The sequence below is a fragment of the Vibrio sp. 14G-20 genome (genome assembly GCF_026241515.1).
GTDB lineage: Bacteria > Pseudomonadota > Gammaproteobacteria > Enterobacterales > Vibrionaceae > Vibrio.
The window spans coordinates 15,893-36,421 of record NZ_JAPHPW010000024.1 but is presented as its reverse complement, the minus strand read 5'-3'; the positions used below and the strand labels follow the sequence as shown (position 1 = coordinate 36,421).

18 protein-coding genes are annotated in these 20,529 nt (G+C 46.5%); 6 read left to right on the top strand and 12 right to left on the bottom strand.

Going from position 1 to position 20,529, the window contains the following annotated elements; translation table 11 throughout:
* The first annotated feature begins 27 nt into the window (after positions 1-27).
* From atpD to glmU, 3 genes are all read left to right on the top strand, one after another.
* Positions 28-1,431, top strand: a complete 1,404-nt coding sequence (gene atpD, locus OQJ75_RS18480) for a F0F1 ATP synthase subunit beta (RefSeq protein WP_048610850.1) — start codon at positions 28-30, stop codon at positions 1,429-1,431.
* Between the two features lie 18 nt (positions 1,432-1,449).
* Complete coding sequence (locus tag OQJ75_RS18475; RefSeq protein ID WP_004735742.1) at positions 1,450-1,872, top strand: F0F1 ATP synthase subunit epsilon; 423 nt, start codon at positions 1,450-1,452, stop codon at positions 1,870-1,872.
* A 182-nt stretch (positions 1,873-2,054) separates the two neighbouring features.
* Positions 2,055-3,416 (top strand): bifunctional UDP-N-acetylglucosamine diphosphorylase/glucosamine-1-phosphate N-acetyltransferase GlmU, encoded by a 1,362-nt coding sequence (gene glmU / locus OQJ75_RS18470; RefSeq protein WP_265974297.1) that lies wholly within the window; start codon positions 2,055-2,057, stop codon positions 3,414-3,416.
* A 131-nt stretch (positions 3,417-3,547) separates the two neighbouring features.
* On the opposite strand, the gene punC is transcribed toward glmU, so the two are convergent.
* Complete coding sequence (gene punC, locus OQJ75_RS18465; protein ID WP_265974296.1) at positions 3,548-4,759, bottom strand: purine nucleoside transporter PunC; 1,212 nt, start codon at positions 4,757-4,759, stop codon at positions 3,548-3,550.
* A 163-nt stretch (positions 4,760-4,922) separates the two neighbouring features.
* On the opposite strand from punC, the gene punR reads away from it, so the two are divergent.
* Entirely contained in the window at positions 4,923-5,837 is a 915-nt protein-coding gene (gene punR, locus OQJ75_RS18460) for a DNA-binding transcriptional activator PunR (protein ID WP_265974295.1), read from the top strand.
* A gap of 100 nt (positions 5,838-5,937) precedes the next feature.
* On the opposite strand, the gene ilvA is transcribed toward punR, so the two are convergent.
* From ilvA to ilvG, 5 genes are read right to left on the bottom strand one after another with little or no spacing between them, the layout of a single operon-like run.
* Positions 5,938-7,482 (bottom strand): threonine ammonia-lyase, biosynthetic, encoded by a 1,545-nt coding sequence (ilvA, locus tag OQJ75_RS18455; protein WP_017107536.1) that lies wholly within the window; start codon positions 7,480-7,482, stop codon positions 5,938-5,940.
* Positions 7,483-7,484: 2 nt separating this feature from the next.
* Positions 7,485-9,326 carry a dihydroxy-acid dehydratase gene (gene ilvD, locus OQJ75_RS18450; RefSeq protein WP_265974294.1) on the bottom strand — a complete coding sequence of 614 codons (1,842 nt, stop codon included), beginning with the start codon at positions 9,324-9,326 and terminating at the stop codon, positions 7,485-7,487.
* 33 nt (positions 9,327-9,359) lie between these two features.
* Positions 9,360-10,328: a branched-chain amino acid transaminase gene (locus tag OQJ75_RS18445; protein WP_050622187.1), complete on the bottom strand. Its 969-nt coding sequence runs from the start codon at positions 10,326-10,328 to the stop codon at positions 9,360-9,362.
* Positions 10,329-10,340: 12 nt separating this feature from the next.
* A complete protein-coding gene (ilvM, locus tag OQJ75_RS18440; RefSeq protein ID WP_017055442.1) occupies positions 10,341-10,625 on the bottom strand; it encodes an acetolactate synthase 2 small subunit in 285 nt (94 codons plus the stop codon).
* A 1-nt stretch (position 10,626) separates the two neighbouring features.
* Positions 10,627-12,273, bottom strand: coding sequence for an acetolactate synthase 2 catalytic subunit (gene ilvG / locus OQJ75_RS18435; protein WP_265974293.1), 1,647 nt, complete (start codon positions 12,271-12,273; stop codon positions 10,627-10,629).
* A 472-nt stretch (positions 12,274-12,745) separates the two neighbouring features.
* On the opposite strand from ilvG, the gene OQJ75_RS18430 reads away from it, so the two are divergent.
* Positions 12,746-14,269, top strand: a complete 1,524-nt coding sequence (locus OQJ75_RS18430) for a YifB family Mg chelatase-like AAA ATPase (protein WP_265974291.1) — start codon at positions 12,746-12,748, stop codon at positions 14,267-14,269.
* Positions 14,270-14,331: 62 nt separating this feature from the next.
* On the opposite strand, the gene OQJ75_RS18425 is transcribed toward OQJ75_RS18430, so the two are convergent.
* The 6 genes from OQJ75_RS18425 to OQJ75_RS18400 form a co-directional block, all read right to left on the bottom strand.
* Entirely contained in the window at positions 14,332-15,288 is a 957-nt protein-coding gene (locus tag OQJ75_RS18425) for a DUF2860 domain-containing protein (protein WP_017631541.1), read from the bottom strand.
* A 139-nt stretch (positions 15,289-15,427) separates the two neighbouring features.
* Entirely contained in the window at positions 15,428-16,027 is a 600-nt protein-coding gene (locus OQJ75_RS18420) for a thiol:disulfide interchange protein DsbA/DsbL (protein WP_176680641.1), read from the bottom strand.
* A gap of 55 nt (positions 16,028-16,082) precedes the next feature.
* On the bottom strand, positions 16,083-17,069 hold the full coding sequence (locus OQJ75_RS18415; protein ID WP_265974311.1) for a serine/threonine protein kinase: 987 nt from the start codon (positions 17,067-17,069) through the stop codon (positions 16,083-16,085).
* A 73-nt stretch (positions 17,070-17,142) separates the two neighbouring features.
* A complete protein-coding gene (gene ccoG / locus OQJ75_RS18410; protein WP_265974290.1) occupies positions 17,143-18,561 on the bottom strand; it encodes a cytochrome c oxidase accessory protein CcoG in 1,419 nt (472 codons plus the stop codon).
* A gap of 326 nt (positions 18,562-18,887) precedes the next feature.
* On the bottom strand, positions 18,888-19,151 hold the full coding sequence (locus OQJ75_RS18405) for a YihD family protein (RefSeq protein WP_017631537.1): 264 nt from the start codon (positions 19,149-19,151) through the stop codon (positions 18,888-18,890).
* Positions 19,152-19,282: 131 nt separating this feature from the next.
* Positions 19,283-19,450 carry a hypothetical protein gene (locus OQJ75_RS18400; protein WP_004735761.1) on the bottom strand — a complete coding sequence of 56 codons (168 nt, stop codon included), beginning with the start codon at positions 19,448-19,450 and terminating at the stop codon, positions 19,283-19,285.
* 283 nt (positions 19,451-19,733) lie between these two features.
* Here OQJ75_RS18400 and OQJ75_RS18395 point away from each other — a divergent pair, with 283 nt between their 5' ends.
* A complete protein-coding gene (locus OQJ75_RS18395; RefSeq protein ID WP_029405285.1) occupies positions 19,734-20,525 on the top strand; it encodes a sporulation protein in 792 nt (263 codons plus the stop codon).
* Positions 20,526-20,529 lie beyond the last annotated feature (4 nt).

The following is a 20,529-nucleotide window of genomic DNA, read 5'->3' as shown; positions in this document are numbered from 1 at the left end:
TAAAACTAAATAGTTAGAGGATTAACGATGGCTACAGGTAAGATCGTACAGATCATCGGTGCGGTAGTCGACGTAGAGTTCCCACAGGGTGAAGTACCTCGTGTATACGACGCTCTGAATGTTAATGAAGTACAAGAACGTCTAGTTCTTGAAGTTCAGCAACAACTTGGCGGTGGCGTAGTTCGCGCAATCGTAATGGGTAGCTCTGATGGTTTACGTCGTGGTTTGACAGTTGAAAATACTGGCGCTCCAATCTCAGTACCAGTTGGTACTAAGACATTGGGTCGTATCATGAACGTCCTAGGTGACGCGATTGATGAGTGTGGCGAGATTGGTGCTGAAGAGCATTACGCCATTCACCGTGAAGCTCCAAGCTACGAAGAGCAGTCTAACGAGACAGCTCTTCTAGAAACTGGTGTTAAAGTAATCGACTTGATTTGTCCATTCGCTAAGGGTGGTAAAATCGGTCTATTCGGTGGTGCTGGTGTAGGTAAGACCGTTAACATGATGGAACTTATCAACAACATCGCACTTCAACACTCAGGCCTATCTGTATTTGCAGGTGTAGGTGAGCGTACTCGTGAAGGTAACGATTTCTACTTTGAGATGCAGGAAGCTGGTGTTGTAAACATCGAAAAACCTGAAGAATCAAAAGTAGCGATGGTTTACGGTCAGATGAACGAGCCACCAGGTAACCGTCTACGTGTTGCACTGACTGGTCTAACAATGGCAGAGCGCTTCCGTGACGAAGGTCGTGACGTTCTACTGTTCGTTGATAACATCTACCGTTACACACTAGCAGGTACTGAAGTATCAGCACTTCTAGGTCGTATGCCTTCTGCGGTAGGTTACCAACCTACACTAGCTGAAGAAATGGGTGTTCTACAAGAGCGTATCACGTCAACTAAATCTGGTTCTATCACGTCTGTACAGGCAGTATACGTACCAGCGGATGACTTGACTGACCCGTCTCCAGCAACAACGTTCGCTCACTTGGATGCAACGGTTGTACTTAACCGTAACATCGCATCTATGGGTCTATACCCAGCGATCGACCCGCTAGATTCTACTTCACGTCAACTGGATCCATTGGTAGTTGGACAAGAGCACTACGACATCGCTCGTGGCGTTCAGTCTACTCTTCAGCGCTATAAAGAGCTGAAAGATATCATTGCTATCCTAGGTATGGACGAGCTATCTGAAGAAGATAAGCAAGTTGTATCTCGTGCTCGTAAGATTGAGAAGTTCCTAACTCAGCCTTACCACGTAGCGGAAGTATTTACAGGTGACCCAGGCGTTTACGTACCTCTTAAAGAGACTCTACGTGGCTTCCAAGGTCTTCTATCTGGTGAATACGATGACATTCCAGAGCAAGCGTTCATGTACTGTGGTGCAATTGACGAAGCTATTGAGAATGCTAAGAAGCTATAAGGCTAACTAGGAGGCGATATGGCAGCAATAACCTTTCACCTAGACGTTGTAAGTGCAGAGAAACAAATTTTCTCAGGCCTTGTTGAGACGTTTCAGGTGACCGGTAGTGAGGGTGAGCTTGGTATTTTCCATGGTCATACTCCACTGCTGACCGCTATCAAGCCTGGTATGGTGCGTATTGTTAAGCAGCACGGCCACGAAGAAATTATTTATGTTTCTGGTGGTATGGTAGAAGTTCAGCCTGGTACAGCGACTGTACTGGCTGATACAGCTATCCGTGGTGAAGAGCTAGACGCAGCAAAGGCGGAAGAAGCTAAACGCAAGGCTGTGGAGAATATCCAAAATCAGCATGGCGACATAGACTTCGCACAAGCGGCCGGTGAACTGGCTAAAGCCATTGCTCAGTTACGAGTTATCGAACTGACAAAACAGCGTCGTTAATCTTTTTAAGATTATAGACTCTGAGATAAAGGCGACCTAAGGGTCGCCTTTTTGCATTTTTAGATTCTCAAAAATGCATCTTTTACGTATCACTACTGGTTAAATGGTTATTGCGATTTAATTTTTTGGCCAAAAACGGTTACAATATCGGCTTAATAAAAATAACGTTGGATAGGTTTACAATGAAGTTTAGCGCGGTAATTCTCGCGGCGGGCAAAGGCACTCGCATGTATTCAAACACACCAAAGGTTCTGCACACGCTTGCGGGTAAGCCAATGGTGAAGCATGTTATCGATACATGTAATGGTCTAGGCGCTCAAAACATTAACCTGGTTTACGGCCACGGTGGTGATCAGATGAAGGCTACCCTAGCTGAAGAATTTGTAAACTGGGCACTGCAAGCTGAGCAACTCGGCACAGGCCACGCTGTGGATCAAGCATCTGCACATTTCGCTGATGATGAAAAAGTATTGGTGCTATACGGTGATGTCCCACTGATCTCACCTGAAACAATTGAAAACCTATTAGACGCTCAACCAAACGGTGGCATCGCGCTACTTACTGTCGTGTTAGACAACCCAATGGGCTACGGACGTATTATTCGTCGTAATGGTCCTGTTGTGGCTATCGTTGAACAGAAAGATGCAACGGATGAGCAGAAGCTTATCAAAGAGATCAATACTGGCGTTATGGTGGCGACTGGTGGCGATCTGAAGCGCTGGTTGTCTGGTCTAAGTAACGACAACGCACAGGGCGAATATTACCTGACTGACGTTATCGCAGCGGCTCACGACGAAGGTCGTGCGGTTGAAGCAGTACATCCAGTAAGCCCAATTGAAGTGGAAGGCGTGAACGACCGCTCTCAACTGGCTCGTCTAGAGCGCGCTTACCAAGCTGAGCAAGCAGACAAGTTATTGAAGCAAGGCGTAATGCTGCGCGATCCAAGCCGCTTCGATCTACGTGGTGAACTGCAGTGCGGTATGGACGTTGAGATTGATACTAACGTTATCATCGAAGGCAGCGTAAGCATTGGTGATAACGTGGTTATCGGCACTGGTTGTGTATTGAAAGACTGTGAGATTGATGACAACACTATCGTGCGCCCATACAGCGTAATCGAAGGTGCGACAATTGGTGAAGACTGTACGGTTGGTCCATTCACTCGCTTACGTCCAGGTGCCGACATGCGTAATAATTCGCACGTGGGTAACTTCGTAGAAGTGAAGAATACGCGTCTAGGTGAAGGTTCAAAAGCCAACCACCTGACTTACCTTGGCGATGCAGAAATTGGTCAGCGTGTAAACGTTGGCGCTGGTGCTATCACTTGTAACTATGATGGTGCTAACAAGTTTAAGACCATTATTGGCGATGACGTATTTGTCGGTTCAGATAGCCAGTTAATCGCTCCAGTAACGATTGGAAACGGTGCCACTGTTGGTGCGGGTTCTACAGTAACTCGTGATGTTTCTGAAAACGAACTTGTTATTAGCCGTGCAAAAGAGCGTAAGATTGCCAACTGGCAGCGTCCGGTTAAGAAAAAATAGCTTCACTATAAATCAGATGATTGCGATAGAGCCAATAGCACTGCTACTGACTTTTTCTAAGTTATCCTAGATGCAAAAAAGAGCGAGTAATCTCGCTCTTTTTTTGTTTTCGTGAAACTAGAAACTAAAAGTTAGTCTTGTTTCTCATCTGCCACTACACGAGAGTTATCCGGTGTAGCGAAGTGTTCAGACAGTTCTTTGTTTGAAATGATGTAGCCAACCCACAATGCGCCCAAACAAATAACCACCGCAATACCAGTAGCGCTTAGTGCTTGGCTAGCCATTGCTGCTACCAATGCACTTGATAAGCCACTGATGCTGATTTGTAAACTGTTCTGGAGACCTGCGGCTGTTGCTGGACTTTGTTTCGCACTTGATAGAGCGCGGTTTACTACGATTGGGTAAAGTGCGCCATTTGCTACAGCAATCAAACAGAAAGGTGCTAGTAGAGGCCAGATTGATGTCAGTTCCCACTGTGATGCGATAAAGATAAGCATCGCCGCTACGCTGAACAAGCCGATAAGGTTTCTTAGTACCACACCATCACCGTACTTCTTCACTGCTTGCTTACCGAAATAACCACCAGCCATGAATGCAATTGTCTGTGGAATGAAGCTCAGGCCAATGTCTTTGGCTTCATAACCCAGCTGAGCCATGATCTCTGGCATACCCGTCAGGTAAGCGAAGAACGCTGCTGACGCCGATGCAAACATCAACACATTGCCCATGTATGGCTTAGACTTAAGTAGCGTTTTAATATCAGTCTTGATCGATGTCTGTTTTACTTCCGGCGCTTCTTTTGGTTGAGCCATTGTCGTTGCGATCAACAATGCGCCCATTATCGTCAATGTGATAAAGATACTGTGCCAACCAAAGCTGTCTGCTAGCAATACACCCAGTTGAGGAGCTAATGCTGGAGATAGCGCCACTAGGGGCATGATAGTCGCAAAAATTTGCTGGCTACTGCTCTGAGAGTAACGCTTGATAACCATTGCTTGCCAAATTACCGCAGGCGCACATACACCGATCGCTTGAATGAAGCGTAGTGTCAGTAGATGCCATACTTCGGTACTGAATGCTAAGCCAAATGAAGCGGCGGTGAATATTACTAGACCGACTGCCAGCGTATTGCGGTGACCATATTTGTCACTTGCTAGACCCCAAAGAAGCTGGCCTAGTGCCATACCGCCAAGGAATACGGTTAGAGACAAGGCGATCTGCTCTGGTCCGGTTGCAAAGTCGACTTCCATTGCTTTAAACGCAGGAAGGTACATATCAGTCGCGATGAAACCAAGCATTGAAAGTACTGCAAGGTAGACCAATTGAAATTTAGAAATATTCATAAGATGCCATTAAGCTAAAAGTAGTGATGTTTTTATCATCAAAAAAATTGTTAGATAATCAGGAGTGAAAGTCCCTGTTTATTTATGCTGACATTCTATTTTTCAGAGCTGATAAAATAAAACGCTAAAATATGTAGTTATCAATCAAAAAATTTGAAGGCTTATGTTCTCTAAATCCTCGTTAGAAATGCTTGATACCGTTGCTCGCTTGGGCAGCTTTACCGCCGCTGCTGAACAATTGCACAAAGTACCATCGGCGATCAGCTATGGGGTTAGGCAGGTAGAGAAAGAGCTTGATGTATTACTTTTCAGGCGCTTACCAAGAAAAGTAGAGCTGACGCCTGCTGGGGAGCTGTTTATTGAAGAGGCTCGCCAACTACTGAGGCAAATGGAAGAACTCAGTGCGCAAACTCGCCGAGCTGCGCGTGGTTGGAAGAAAACCTTACGTCTAACCCTTGATAACGTGGTTAAGCTCGACAAGATGAAGCCAATGATTGAAGAGTTTTATCAAACCTTTGAGTTCGCTGAACTGCAGATCAACATGGAAGTGTTTAACGGCTCTTGGGAGGCGATTGCTCAGGGCAGGGCGGATGTCGTGATTGGCGCCACTTCAGCGATTCCGGTTGGCGGTGATTTTGAAGTAAAGGATATGGGGCGGTTAGATTGGGCATTTGTCATGTCACCCAGTCACCCTTGTGTGCGAGAACAAAACCTCAATGAAGCCTTTGTCAGTCAATATCCAGCGATCTGTTTGGATGATACCTCCAGCGTGCTGCCTAAGCGTCACACTGGCCATTATGCAATTCAGAGACGTCTTCTATTACCTAACTGGTACAGCGCAATAGAGTGTCTTAAAAATGGTGTTGGGGTGGGTTACATGCCAAGGCATATTGCTGCTCCTATTATTGAACAAGGCTTGCTGGTGGAGAAAATATTGCCTGAACCTAGCCCTCAGAGTCATTGCTGCTTAGTGTGGCGTAAAGACGACAACCATAAGTTGATCGAGTGGATGGTTAAGTATTTAGGATCGAGTGAACAGCTTCACCAAGATTGGTTGGATCATCGCAAAGCGATCTAATGATGCGATCCGTTGAAGATCATTCGGGTTAGGTTTGAATCCGCCCAATAAAAAGAGCGAGTTATCATAACTCGCTCTTTTTCATGCTTAGGCCGAACTCTTAAGACAAGAAGAACTTGTAGGAAGGGTTATCGGTTTCATCTTTGCATTGGTAGCCGAGTTCTTCTAAGTGCGTAGAGAACTGAGCCAAATCGTCATCACCAAGCTCAAAACCACACAGCACACGACCGTAGTCAGCACCATGGTTACGATAGTTGAACAAGCTGATATTCCAGTGAGTCCCTAAGGTATCAAGGAATTTAATCAATGCACCTGGGTATTCAGGAAACTCAAAGCTGTAAAGACGTTCTTTCAATGGCTTCGATGGTTTACCGCCAATCATGTAACGAATGTGCAGCTTTGCCATCTCGTCATCAGACAAGTCGACAACCGCGTAGTCACCCTCACGCAGGTCATTGATGATGTGTTCGAGTTCTTCTTGTCCACCTTGTAGACGTACACCAACGAAGATATTCGCCAGGCTTTCGTCGTTGTGGCGGTAGTTAAACTCAGTCACCGCTCGACCACCAATAATGTTACAGAACTCTAGGAACGCACCTTGTCGCTCTGGAATCGTCACCGCAAGCAGACCTTCTCGCTTCTCACCTAACTCACAACGTTCAGAGACATAACGCAGACCGTGGAAGTTGGTGTTAGCACCAGACAATACCGTCGCCAGTTGCTTATCTTGCAGTTTGTTTTGTTCAGCAAACTTCTTAAGACCTGCCAGAGCAAGTGCTCCTGAAGGTTCGGCAATTGCACGGGTGTCTTCAAAGATGTCCTTTACCGCAGAGCAGATTTCATCGCTAGAGACTGTAATATGACCATCAATGTACTGTTGGCAAAGACGGAAGGTTTCTTCACCAATGCGTTTAACCGCAACACCATCAGCAAACATGCTGACCTGATCCAGTACCACTGGTTCACCCGCATCCAGTGCCGCTTTCAAGCAAGCCGAGTCTTCAGGCTCTACCGCAATCACTTTAATCTCTGGCATCAGTTGTTTGATAAGCACTGCAACACCAGCGGCTAAGCCACCACCACCAACCGGCACAAATATATAATCCATGTGACCGTTTTGCTGCAGCATCTCCATGCCCATAGTACCTTGCCCTGCAATCACCAGTGGGTGATCGAAAGGAGGTACAAAGGTGAAGCCATGTTCAGCCGACAGGCGTTCCGCTTCCGCTTTTGCTTCATCGAAATTACTGCCGTGCAGAACCACGTTACCACCAAATCCGCGTACCGCATCAACCTTGATATCCGGCGTCGTTTTTGGCATCACAATCGTGGTCTGAATACCAAGCTTAGAACCGGACAGCGCCATACCTTGAGCATGGTTACCTGCCGATGCAGCAATCACACCTGCGGCTTTCTGTTGTTCAGAAAGACTTGAAACCATGTTGTAGGCACCGCGCAGCTTGAACGAGTGTACCGGCTGACGGTCTTCTCGTTTTAGCTGAACTTGATTACCGATACGAGCGCTTAGACGTGGCATATCTTGCAGAGGTGTCACGATTGCCGCTTCGTAAACCGGTGCTCTCAGGATCTGGCGCAGATAATCTGCACCACTTTGTTTTTTTGGACTGGAGGTGTCGTCACTCATAGTTAGCCCTCAAGCTTAGACTTATCACGCACTGCGCCCTTGTCGGCACTGGTTGCCATGCTCGCGTAAGCTTTCAGTGCGAATGACACTTCACGCTGACGGTTTTCTGGTTTCCAGCCTAATGCATCTTGTTTTTCACGACGTGCTGTTAGTTCCGCTTCTGGTACATCAAGCGTGATTGAACGGCTAGGGATGTCGATAGTGATGATATCGCCAGTATTAACCAGACCAATTACACCGCCACTTGCTGCTTCTGGAGAAGCGTGGCCGATAGACAGACCCGATGTACCACCAGAGAAGCGACCATCAGTCAGTAGAGCACATGACTTGCCTAGGCCCATTGATTTCAAGTAAGTGGTTGGGTACAGCATTTCCTGCATACCTGGACCACCTTTAGGGCCTTCGTAGCGAATAACCACGACTTCGCCTGCTTTTACTTTACCCGCTAAGATACCTTCTACTGCTGTATCTTGGCTTTCAAATACGATTGCTGGACCTTGGAATTTAAGGTTTTCTTCATCAACACCCGCAGTCTTCACGATACAACCATCAACGGCGATGTTACCTGAAAGTACCGCTAGGCCACCTTCTTGGCTGAATGCGTTTTCTTTAGTACGAATACAACCTTCTTTGCGATCGTCATCAAGGCGATCCCAACGGCAATCTTGTGAGAAAGCTTTAGTTGTACGGATGCCCGCAGGGCCAGCACGGAAGAACTTAAGTACCGCTTCGTCTTCTGTCTGCATAATGTCGTACTGTGCAAGTTGCTCTTGCATACTTAGACCAAGCACGGTGCGAGTTTGGTTGTTCAGTAGACCTGCGCGGTCAAGTTCGCCAAGGATAGCCATCACACCACCAGCGCGGTGAACGTCTTCCATGTGGTATTTCGGCGTTGAAGGCGCAACCTTACATAGGTGGGGAACGCGGCGAGACATTTCGTCTATATCGCCCATATCAAAGTCAATCTCACCTTCTTGAGCAGAAGCCAATAGGTGAAGAACGGTGTTACTAGAACCGCCCATTGCGATATCCAGTGCCATCGCGTTTTCAAATGCTGCGCGGTTTGCGATGTTACGAGGCAGTGCTGATTCGTCATCTTGCTCGTAGTAACGCTTGGTTAGGTCAACGATGCGCTTACCAGCATTGATGAATAACTCTTCACGGTCAGCGTGCGTTGCTAGCATAGAGCCGTTACCAGGCTGAGATAGGCCTAGCGCTTCAGTTAGACAGTTCATTGAGTTCGCTGTGAACATGCCTGAACAAGAACCACATGTTGGACATGCAGAGCGTTCTACTTGCTCACTTTGCTCGTCTGAAATCGTTGGGTCGGCACCTTGGATCATTGCGTCAACAAGGTCTAGCTTGATGATTTGATCTGAAAGCTTGGTTTTACCCGCTTCCATAGGGCCGCCAGAAACAAAGATCACTGGGATGTTTAGACGCATTGCAGCCATCATCATTCCCGGAGTGATTTTGTCACAGTTAGAGATACACACCATTGCATCCGCACAGTGTGCATTGACCATGTATTCTACTGAATCGGCAATAAGCTCACGTGATGGCAGTGAGTACAGCATGCCGCCGTGGCCCATTGCGATACCATCATCGACTGCGATGGTGTTGAATTCTTTAGCGATACCGCCCGCTTTCTCGATTTCACCCGCAACCAGTTGACCCATATCTTTAAGGTGAACGTGGCCTGGTACGAATTGAGTGAACGAGTTTACAACCGCGATGATTGGCTTACCGAAGTCATCATCTTTAACGCCAGTTGCACGCCATAAAGCGCGCGCACCAGCCATGTTGCGTCCGTGGGTAGTCGTTGCTGAACGATAGATTGGCATTGCTTAAATCCTTATAAAATATTTGGCTGTTGCTTACTTAGCTGTTTGCGTTTGGTTTTCTGAAGTTTGGTCTGCTGGGTAAACGTAGTCTAACCAGCCCCACTTATCTTCAGTGGTGCCATTGAATAGGCCAAAGTAAGCCGCTTGAACTTTTTCAGTGATAGGACCGCGTTTGCCTTCACCTACTGTAATTTTGTCTACGCTGCGAACCGGAACGATCTCGGCAGCTGTGCCTGTCATGAATACTTCATCGGCAAGGTATAGCGCTTCACGAGCAATGTTCTCTTCACGGATCTCATAACCCATGTCTTTTGCTAGTGTCATGATCGAATCACGAGTGATACCCGGCAGAATTGCGCTGGTCGCTGGTGGCGTTGATAGCACGCCGTTACGTACCACAAAGATGTTCTCACCAGCCCCTTCAGAAAGGTAACCATCAACACTCAGTGCGATGCCTTCATCGTAACCATGACGACGAGCTTCACCACCAACCAGTAGTGAAGATAGGTAGTTACCACCGGCTTTCGCTGCGGTTGGGATCGTGTTTGGAGCGGCACGGTTCCAGCTAGAAATCATCGCATCAACGCCGTTTTCTAGCGCTTCTTCGCCTAGGTAAGAACCCCAAGGGAAAGCAGCGATGATCAGTTCCATCTCGGTATTTTCTGGCGGGCAGACACCCAAACCAACGTTGCCAACGAAACCTAGAGGGCGAATGTACGCTGACTCTAGCTTATTTTGGCGTAGCGTTTCGCGAGTCGCTTCCATAATTTCTTCCTCAGTGTAAGGAATAGGGAAGCGGTAGATTTTTGCTGAATCTTTTAGGCGCTTAGCGTGCTCAGGGTGACGGAAGATAACCGGCCCTTTTGGTGTGTTGTAACAACGAACACCTTCAAACACAGAAGTACCGTAGTGCATTGCGTGAGTCAGGACGTGAACGTTCGCCTCTGCCCAAGGAACCATCTCACCGTTAAACCAAATATAGTCTGCTGTTTTAGCTGTCATGTTTGCGGTTCCTTATGCGTTTATCTTTTGTTGTAAGTTATTGTTTGGTAGTTCATTACGGCTGATCGAGATAACGTCAACGGTACGCACATCCCACAGCTTTTCGATTTGGTTTACCAAGAAAGAGATCGGACGGTCACTGTCTACAATAATCTCAACACTCGCCACTTTGCTTTCGTGGTTTTGAGTGCCCGCTACTTGTTTAACAATAAAGCCACGGTGGCGGATAACACGAAGAACACGCTCTAGTAGTACAGGCTTATCATCGGCTTTGATGTCTAATAGGTATCTTTTCATGTTATGTGTTCTCCAACATCTCACTGTTTGAAGCACCTGGTGGTACTAGTGGCCATACGTTCTCTTCTTCATCGATAAGAACATGAAGTAGGTAAGCGGTTTTGCTCTCTAGCATCTCTTTCAGTGCTGGCTCTACTTCTTCTTTGCGCGTAATGGTTTTACCCGGGATATCGAAGGCTTTCGCTAGCATCACGAAGTCTGGGTTGTCATCTAGGATGGTTTCACTGTGGCGACCATCGAAGAACAGTGATTGCCACTGACGAACCATGCCTAAACGAGAGTTGTTTAGAAGCACCATCTTCACTGGGATTTGGCGGCGTTTGAGTGTGCCAAGTTCTTGTACGTTCATCATGAACGAGCCATCACCAGAGATTAGAATCGATTGGTCATCAGGACGTCCAACCGATGCACCCATGGCGGCTGGTAAACCAAAGCCCATGGTGCCCAAACCGGCAGAGGTGATGAAGTTCTGTGGATCGCGAGGTTGAATGTGTTGAGCTGCCCACATTTGGTGTTGGCCAACATCGGTCGAAACAATAGAGCTTGCTGGCATCATGTCTGACAGTTGCTTCAACAGTAGTGGAGCAAAGATTAGATCGCCAGGGTGGTCGTAGCGCCATTTGAATGAGCTGCGTAGGCCTTCAGAGTGGTGAACCCAAGAGGAGATGTCTTGGCTTAGTTCCAATTGAGGCATGATCTTGTTGATGTCACCACGAATTGGCGCATTAGCAAGACGTAGTTTGCTGAACTCAGCGGCGTCGATATCGATATGGATAACCTTCGCGTGTGGTGCAAAGGTATCAAGCTTGCCGGTTACTCGGTCATCGAAACGAGCGCCGACAACAATCAGCAGGTCACTCTCTTGAACCACTAGGTTAGCCGCTTTGGTGCCGTGCATACCTAGCATGCCAAGGTAGTGTGGGTCGTCACGTTCGATGGTACCCAAGCCTTTCAGTGTACTTACCGCAGGCATTGGGTTTAGGCGTAAGAACTCACGAACAGCATTAGTCGCTTTAGCAAGTTGAACACCACCACCTACGTATAAAACAGGACGGGTTGCTTGAGACAAAAAGTACTGTGCCTGCTCAATAGCATCGGTTGTTGCAACAGGAATCGCTGGTGGAGTAAATTCTGGGAGAGTTTTAACAGGAGCTTCTGCTAGTTGAACATCTTTAGCGATATCGACGATAACTGGACCTGGGCGGCCTGACTTCGCGACAACAAAGGCTTCAGCTAAGGTTGGAGCTAATTCTTCAATGTCGGTCACTAGGTAACTGTGCTTAGTACATGACAGAGACATGCCAATCACATCCATCTCTTGGAATGCATCGGTACCAATGTGGGAACTTGCAACCTGACCTGTGATAGCAACCAATGGGATTGAATCCATAAAGGCATCGGCAAGGCCAGTGACTAGGTTAGTTGCACCTGGTCCCGAGGTTGCCATACAAACAGCGACATCTTGTGTTGCACGAGCCATACCTATCGCGGCCATAGCGGCGCCTTGCTCATGACGACATAGGATATGCTCAACTCCGCCGTCATAAAGTGCATCGTAGATTGGCATGATGGCACCACCTGGGTAACCAAATACGGTCTCAATTCCTTGTTGCTTGAGTGCGGATACGACTAGTTCTGCGCCTTTCATCGGAATTCTCCCGTATTACCTTTATTTTGGTAACTGTTTCCTTTGTCTCTGCACATCTTGTGCTCCCATTCTTCCTGTAAATCGGCAAAGCCGAAAATGCTCAAAAATATAAAAATCGAATGTTTAAATTAGAAAAAACCCCCGGACTTGTCAGTGCGGGGGTTTTTTCTAATTCGTGGTTACTTTCTTCCCACTCGCCCCCGCGCAGTCTTAATAATGACTACGATAATCAGGTTAATCAGTGCGTAAATGCGAGCGTTAAAAATCATAATATTCGAGTTTTCTCGTTTATTGTCTTCAGTAAATGTCTACATCCCTAGTGTTATCACACAAATCTGCTGCATGACAAGGAAAATGTCATTCTTTTTTCACATTAAAACACCATTCCACCACGCTATATAACAACCTTATCGCTTTGGTGAGCAATGAATATCCAGGGCGAATACTTTTAAATCAAAGACAAAGGAAAGTTATGGGACTCGCGATAATTCATAGTCGAGCTAGTGTGGGTGTAGAGGCTCCAGAAGTGACCGTAGAGGTGCATATCAGCAATGGAATGCCCGGTTTTACGTTGGTGGGTTTACCAGAAACAACGGTCAAGGAATCTAAAGATCGAGTGAGAAGCGCGATCATCAATTCTCGCTTTGAGTTTCCATCCAAAAGAATCACGGTTAACTTAGCTCCTGCAGATTTACCGAAAGAAGGCGGGCGGTTTGACTTGCCTATCGCGCTTGGGATTTTAGTTGCGTCGGACCAGTTACCCACATCAAAAATAGCTCAACATGAATTTATTGGTGAGTTAGCGCTGTCGGGTGAGTTGCGCTCAGTGAAAGGGGTGCTGCCTGCAACACTCGCAGCTGACAGAGTTGAGCGTTGCTTAGTCGTACCGCATCACAATGGCGATCAGGCAGCCCTAGTCGGGAAAGGGGCACATAAGTCTGCACAAACCTTGTTGGAGGTTTGTGCGGATATGTGTGGTCAGGCTCAGCTTAGTCTATATAGAACGGAACATCATCAGGCTGATGTTTCAGTGCTTCGCGACCTACAAGATATTATCGGCCAACAACAAGGCAAGCGAGCTCTGGAGATAGCCGCTGCTGGGAACCACAACTTACTGTTCCTTGGCCCGCCCGGAACAGGCAAGACCATGCTCGCTTCTCGACTGCGTGACTTGCTACCTGAAATGAGTGATGACGAGGCGATGGAAACCGCGTCGGTGGCCTCGTTAACGCAACAAGAGATCAATCAATACAACTGGAAGCAACGACCTTTTCGATCGCCTCACCATTCGAGTTCGATGGCGGCATTGGTGGGTGGTGGTTCGGTACCTCGCCCTGGAGAGATCTCTCTGGCCCACAATGGCTTACTGTTTCTGGATGAAATGCCCGAATTTGAGCGTAAAGTGCTTGATTCACTGCGAGAGCCACTAGAGTCGGGCGAGATAATCATTTCGCGCGCGGCGGGTAAGACTCGTTTTCCTGCGCGCTTTCAATTAGTCGGTGCATTGAACCCTAGTCCGACAGGTTACTACGAGGGAAATCAAGCTCGCGCAAACCCACAGATCATCCTTCGTTACCTCAATCGCTTATCCGGACCATTGTTGGATAGATTCGATATGTCGTTAGAGATCCCTCTGTTGCCAAAAGGAATGTTAGCCGAAGGTGGCGACCGCGGTGAAACGACTCAAGTCGTAAAGCAAAGGGTCAGGCAGGCGCGCCAGTTGATGTTATCTCGAAACCATAAATCGAATGCACTGTTAGGTAGCCGAGAAATTGAGAAGTATTGCCCATTAAGACGTGAGGATGCTGAGTTTCTAGAAACGGCGTTGCACCGATTGGGTTTATCGATTCGTGCTTATCATCGAATCATTAAGGTGGCACGAACCATTGCCGACCTTGACGGTAACGAGCAGATCGAAAAGAAACATCTATCAGAAGCGCTTGGCTATCGAGCGATGGATCGATTGTTGAAACAACTCACGGCACAAGCTGTCTAGCAAGTAGAAAAAAGCCTGCAAGATGCAGGCTTTCGTTGGATTGCAGTTCATACTCGCTAAGGTTAGAACTTGTAGTTCAAGCCAACTGAAACGATATATTGAGACTCGTCGTAGAAGGTAATGTTCGAGTCGCTGGTGCCGTAGCCCGCCAGTGAAACAAACGACCAGTTTTCCCAATCCATGAATTGGTCATACTCGTAGGCAGCGAATAGGTTGATATTGTCGTCGCTGCGTTTCTTGTCGTAGATCGGGTTGCTGGCATCGTAAGAGCGTTGGTTATAACCCGCCGTTAGTGCGTACTGGTGACGCCCCATGCCACCAAACAAGCTTACCTCACCACCGAATTGGTCGTAAGACTCAGCTTTACCATCTGCATCACGTGTTTGGTAGATGATAGATGGGATAAGCATCATGGTACGACTTAATGGCAGGCGATATTGACCTTTCAAATAGAGAGTATTTGCATCTCGTTTGAGCTCTTGCTCTTGAATATCATCCTTGTCGACATCTTTAGTCGCATAAGCCATGTCTAGCGAGAAAGCTGAGCCCGCAATGCTGCTTAGTTTCAAACGAAAGGCATTGCCAGTTTCATCGGTCTTCGTACGAGCTGATGTGGTGTTGTACGGATCAGCCCAGGTCTCACCTGACATAATGGTTGGCAGCAGTGACGCGTCGATCACCATGCCAGACTCAAGCTGGTATTTATAACCAACTTCTAGCACAACAGTACCCGTAGCTACGTCATCACGAGCGGTACCCGTGTAAACCTGGTGATTTAGCTTCTCACCAAAGGTATAAGCAACACTGCCTAAAGGGGCGACAAGAAACGAGCTTTCTGAAGAAGCCTTCTGATTTATAGATGAAAGATTGCTATCAGCATCGGTATTAAAGTTTGACGTAGAAGAGGCGACTCCGGTATTGATAGATATTTCACCACTGAAACCTTGTTGGTCTGCAAGCTTGGCAAAAGCGGGAGAAGCCGCAACGCTCAATGCCAAGAGAGTTATTTTTATTTTCATTTAAGGGCTCCTTGCCCACCGATTCTTAGGACGGGTTATTAATATCAGTAAAGCACTGCGTTTTCTGGCTGATTATTTATCAATAATGATTTTTGAACTAGCAAAAAAAAGGAAGCCGAAGCTTCCTTTCATCAATGGCTTACTTCTTTAATAAGAAGTTCACGAGCTCGAAGTACTCATCAAGAGAGTTGATACCTTGAGCTTCTACTAGGTAGCGGTTGTTAACCACAACAGCTGGTACACCTGAAAGGCCGCTATCTTTAAATGCTTTGTCGAAACGACGAACCATTGAATCTACCGCAAAGCCATTGTATGCCGCATCAAACTTCTTAGCATCAACACCTTCGTCTAGGAAGATTTGACGTAGTTCTGCTTCATCACGTGGTGGCTTGTTCATGTTGTGAATGCGGTTAAACATCACTGGTACCATCTTGTCTTCAACTTTCAGTGCAATCATGGTCGCGTAAGCCTTACTCATTGGCAGACCCATGTTGCCACCCATGAATGAAACATGGTTCTTCTGTAGCTTAGCGTCAGCAGGTAGCTGTTGTTTTAGCTGCTGGATGATAGGCTCAAAGCTATTACAGTGAGGGCAGTAGAAAGAGAAAAACTCTGTTACTACTGGCTTCTTTGATGCTTCTAGATCGAGAACTTTGTAGTGCTCACCTTCGTTAAATTTCGCAGCGTGAGCTGAAAGGCTCAACATGATCAATGAGAAAAATGCGAATAGCTTTTTCATTTATCCAATCTCCATTATGTTTGAATTTTTATCTAGTTGTATGTTGCGATTGCGGTTACCACTGAGGCATTAACGAAAGTGGTGGCTCTTGCAGGGTAGCAATTTGCTCTTTACAAGCAAGTACTTGTTGCTCCCAATATTTCGGATCATTAAACCACGGGAAGGCCAAAGGAAACGCCGGATCGTGCCATCGCTTCGCTAACCATGCCATGTAATGCACCATACGTAGACCGCGTAGTGGTTCGATTAGTTTCACTTGCGAGGTATTAAAATCGCAAAACTCTTGATAACTCTCTAGCAGAATATCGAGTTGCATCAGTTTATCTTGGCGTTCGCCATTAAGCAGCATCCACAGATCTTGTATCGCAGGGCCGTTACGTGCGTCATCAAGGTCGACGAACATTGGCCCATCGCGCCACAAGATATTGCCTGGGTGGCAGTCACCATGCAGGCGGATATTCTCAATGTTGCTCGGCCATTGGCTCTCTAGCTCTTTGATCAGAAGGTCGACGTCATTGAAGAAGGCATTTTCTAGGTGCGTCGGGATAAACTGAGAATTCTCTAGAATCTTACGTGGCTGATAAAGGTATTCATCTAAGCTGATGGTCGGTCGGTGCTGGAATATTCTTCCCGCACTGGCTTTATGAATACGACCAAGAAAACGTCCAACGCCTTCCAATTGATCTAGATTGTCGACTTCATACTGTCTGCCGCCAACACTTTCAAATAGTGCAAATAGGTAGCCTTGGTATTCATGTAAGGTTGCACCGTTGATTCGCATTGGAGGCGCAACTGGCATCTCTTGTTCGATAAGCTCGAGTGCGAAGTCATGCTCTTCTTGGATCTGTGCCTTGTTCCAGCGTTGCGGACGATAAAACTTAACGACGTAGCGCTTACGGTCTTCATCGGTGAACTGATAGACACGGTTTTCGTAACTGTTGAGAGCGAGTAGCCCAGATTCAGCTCGAACTCCGATGCTCTCCAGTGCGTACCACATGAAGTCAGGAGTCAGGTTATCAAAGTTAAAGGCTTGCATCGTCATAGAATAAAAAAGGCTCATTACTGAGCCTTTTTCCATTTATTGGGTTGTTATACCAAGCACTAAGGTGCGGGTATCAGAGCTTCTTGATAAAGCGGCTTTCGACTTCCATCGTAAACTCTTCATTATCCGAGAGTATAAACTGAATTGTCGAAACTGGTGAGCTCAGTTTTTCTGGGTCGGCGCCTAAACTGATAGGTAGGTTCAAAACCTCGCCTGGATCGACAGTAATCGTCTGTTTACCATACCAGATAGAGTCGGGCAGTCCGCTAACATCGAGCTTGTACTCTTGCTCTTTTTGAGTCTTGTTGATCACTTTCAAGGTGTAGGTGTTTTCAACCAACCCTTGGTTATTGACTCTGAACAGTTGATTTCTGTCACGCAGAACACTTAGGCCGGCAGGATCAACGCTCGCGATTTGGGCGAAGAACAAGCCCAGCATCACGATCAAGATGGCCCCATAGCCTAATAGCTTAGGGCGCATTACCTTGGTTGAATGACCTTCAAGTCTGTGCTCGGTGGTGTAGTTGATCAGGCCTTTTTCGTAGCCCATACGCTCCATGGTGTTGTCACAGGCATCAATACACGCGCCGCAGTTAATACACTCGTATTGCAGGCCATCACGGATATCAATCCCCGTAGGGCACACTTGAACACACAGGTTACAGTCAATACAGTCGCCTAGACCAAGCTCTTTTGGATCGGCTTTACGAGAGCGAGGGCCACGGTTTTCACCGCGCTCTGTGTTGTAACCAACGATGAAGGTGTCTTTATCGAACATTGCCGACTGGAAACGTGCGTAAGGACACATGTGCAGACAAACAATTGAACGCATCCAACCCGCATTGGCATAAGTACACCCAGCAAAGAACAGTACCCAAAACACCGGCCAGAAAGACGAGTTAAAGGTAAAGAAGCCAACCACTAACTCTTTGATTGGGATGAAGTAACCAACAAAGGTTAAGCCAGTCGCAATGGCAATCGCCCACCACGCAATGTGTTTGAGGGTTTTTCTGAGGATTAAAGTGCTCGTCAGTTTGCCCGAGTCTTGTTTTCTTCGCTTATTTGCAGCGCCTTCTAGCTTCTCTTCGAACCAGATATACATGAAGGTCCAGACGGTTTGCGGGCATAAATAGCCACACCAGACACGGCCTAAGAAGGTGGTTATGAAGAATAAGCCAAACGCGGCAATCATAAATAGGATTGCGAGTAGGGTCAGATCTTGCGGGTATAAGGTGGTGCCAAAGAAGTTGAACTGTTGGCTGCCGATATCGAGCAAGATCGCTTGGCGTTCACCAAATGGAATCCATGGGATAAGCGCAAAAAGTAAAAGTAAGAACCAACCGCCATAGCGACGCAGTTGTTGGAATTTACCTTTGCTTTCTCGAACGTAGATTCGGTTACTTGGGTTAAATCGATCTCCATTACCTTTATGTGTTTTTGGGTTAAAGGTTTTAGGAGTCACATCTTTGATATCGATTTTATCCTGACTCATGGACTATCCTTTTTGTGGCTTATTTGCCCGGTTAAATCGGACATGACGACATTACTTGAAAGTATGGTTTAGAGAACCTGTTGAAATTGAGCTTGGTGCATTTGTTGTTATCGCACTCACTCTTATTATTTTAGAAGATTCTTATGGATGGCGATTATAGCGACAATCTTGTTCTCATTTCTTTAACGCTATCAACCTTTAACAACAAAAGTCATAACAGTTGTGACGAAAAAATAGCGAACAGAAACAAAAAAGCGACCAGAGGTCGCTTTTTAGAGTTGAGCAATTTATTGATAAGGCAATTAAGCTTTAACGCATTTAAGCTGTTAAAGGATGCCACGCGCTTTTAGAATCGCGGTTTTGAAATCATCTTCTTGGTCTTTTTTCAGGCCTGGGATCATTTCATCTTTTTCGCTGTTGCGCATTTTTAGGTGATAGATAAGAACATCGTCAGTCAGTTCTTCAAGCTTGCCTTGGTAGCCCGCTTCTTTTGATAGCTTAATGATGAATTCTAATAGGTTAAGCTCTTGATCTTTCTGCCACTCAGGTTCCATCAGTTCAAGCAGTTCTTCAATGCGATGACACTTCATACTTTATTTCTCCACAAATTTTATAATGATTTGTGGCTAAGGTATCAAATCGGGTAGGGAATACCAATGTGTAAACACATTTCAATATGAGAGCGGGCAAGAAAAAAGCGCAGTAAAAACTGCGCTTTTCGTTAAGCGGCTTTAATTACTTTTGTTGCAGTAGGTGCCAATAAAGCAGTCTTCTGAACTAGAGTCATTGTAGGAGCCAATTTCTTTGCCGTTGGAGCAGCAACAAAGCCACTACGACGACGCATCGCACTACGGTTGGTGTGCGAGAACCTGACAGCTGTTGGGCGCATTCATTTACCTAACGGTCAGGCATATCCATTGCCAATCTAATGGCCTGATTTACCATGAGGTCCGCCTCAATTTCTTGAAGAGTCACTCGTCTGGCTTTCGCCAATCCTAATAGTAAATCAGGATAATGATATGCATGCATATCAAGGCTTAGATTATCACTATCTAACTTATCGATCGACGCCTGAGTGATAAATAGACGATATTAGAGCTAAAATAGTGTGAGCAGTATATTTGAGTTTGAACCTCTTTCAGGCTTAAGATGATGCTTTAAAGGAGGTGCATATGTCGTTCTTAAAGAAAACGTTAGCAAGTTTTGGTATTGGGTCTGCCAAGGTAGATTCTGTATTGCAACAGGAAGTGCTTTATCCAGGGCAAAAGGCGAGCATTATTGTGCATGTGTATGGTGGCGCTCAGCCGCAGGAGATCGACAACATCGATCTCAATCTGTGCTGTCGTTATGTTAAAGAAGTCACCATGAATTCGCAGAGACAAGAGGGCGGTCAAAAGCGTCGAATGCACCAGACATACTCGTTGGCCAAATGGAGCCTACCGTATGCCTTTGTTATTCAGCCGGGTGAAACCCGTGATTTCGAGTGTGAGTTTGATGTTCCGTTGAATACCCCAGTGACGATTGGTGATTCAAAAGTATGGCTTGAAACCGGATTAGATATTGCGATGGCGATTGACCCATCGGATAAGGATATTTTAACGGTTCGCCCAGATGCACTTCTCGATGGTATTTTTAATGAACTTGAAGCTCAAGGCTTACGCATTCGCCAAGTTGAGTGTGAAGCGGTAGAAGGCTTTGAACTGCCATTTGTTCAAGAGTTTGAGTTTGTTCCTACCACTGGCCCATATCATGGTCGCTGGCGTGAGCTAGAAGTGGTGGCTCATCGTGATGAAACCGAGCTTAAATTGTGGTTTGAGATAGACCGTAATCGCGATGGTGCAAAAGGTATGTTGGCGAGCTTGTTAGGTATTGGTCAGCTGCAGCGTCAATTGAGTGTGCCATTGGATACGTCACCACAAGATGCAGGCAAGATGGTACTTGAGTATCTAGACAACGCTTCTTAGTTAG

Coding starts and splice junctions, on each gene's coding strand:
- OQJ75_RS18395 (WP_029405285.1), top strand. CDS start 19,734: ATGTCGTTCTTAAAGAAAACGTTAGCAAGTTTTGGTATTGGGTCTGCC.
- OQJ75_RS18475 (WP_004735742.1), top strand. CDS start 1,450: ATGGCAGCAATAACCTTTCACCTAGACGTTGTAAGTGCAGAGAAACAA.
- OQJ75_RS18420 (WP_176680641.1), bottom strand. CDS start 16,027: ATGAAAAAGCTATTCGCATTTTTCTCATTGATCATGTTGAGCCTTTCA.
- OQJ75_RS18445 (WP_050622187.1), bottom strand. CDS start 10,328: ATGACAGCTAAAACAGCAGACTATATTTGGTTTAACGGTGAGATGGTT.
- ilvD (WP_265974294.1), bottom strand. CDS start 9,326: ATGCCAATCTATCGTTCAGCAACGACTACCCACGGACGCAACATGGCT.
- punC (WP_265974296.1), bottom strand. CDS start 4,759: ATGAATATTTCTAAATTTCAATTGGTCTACCTTGCAGTACTTTCAATG.
- OQJ75_RS18430 (WP_265974291.1), top strand. CDS start 12,746: ATGGGACTCGCGATAATTCATAGTCGAGCTAGTGTGGGTGTAGAGGCT.
- ilvA (WP_017107536.1), bottom strand. CDS start 7,482: ATGAGTGACGACACCTCCAGTCCAAAAAAACAAAGTGGTGCAGATTAT.
- ccoG (WP_265974290.1), bottom strand. CDS start 18,561: ATGAGTCAGGATAAAATCGATATCAAAGATGTGACTCCTAAAACCTTT.
- OQJ75_RS18400 (WP_004735761.1), bottom strand. CDS start 19,450: ATGCGCCCAACAGCTGTCAGGTTCTCGCACACCAACCGTAGTGCGATG.
- OQJ75_RS18405 (WP_017631537.1), bottom strand. CDS start 19,151: ATGAAGTGTCATCGCATTGAAGAACTGCTTGAACTGATGGAACCTGAG.
- ilvM (WP_017055442.1), bottom strand. CDS start 10,625: ATGAAAAGATACCTATTAGACATCAAAGCCGATGATAAGCCTGTACTA.
- ilvG (WP_265974293.1), bottom strand. CDS start 12,273: ATGAAAGGCGCAGAACTAGTCGTATCCGCACTCAAGCAACAAGGAATT.
- glmU (WP_265974297.1), top strand. CDS start 2,055: ATGAAGTTTAGCGCGGTAATTCTCGCGGCGGGCAAAGGCACTCGCATG.
- OQJ75_RS18415 (WP_265974311.1), bottom strand. CDS start 17,069: ATGACGATGCAAGCCTTTAACTTTGATAACCTGACTCCTGACTTCATG.
- OQJ75_RS18425 (WP_017631541.1), bottom strand. CDS start 15,288: ATGAAAATAAAAATAACTCTCTTGGCATTGAGCGTTGCGGCTTCTCCC.
- atpD (WP_048610850.1), top strand. CDS start 28: ATGGCTACAGGTAAGATCGTACAGATCATCGGTGCGGTAGTCGACGTA.
- punR (WP_265974295.1), top strand. CDS start 4,923: ATGTTCTCTAAATCCTCGTTAGAAATGCTTGATACCGTTGCTCGCTTG.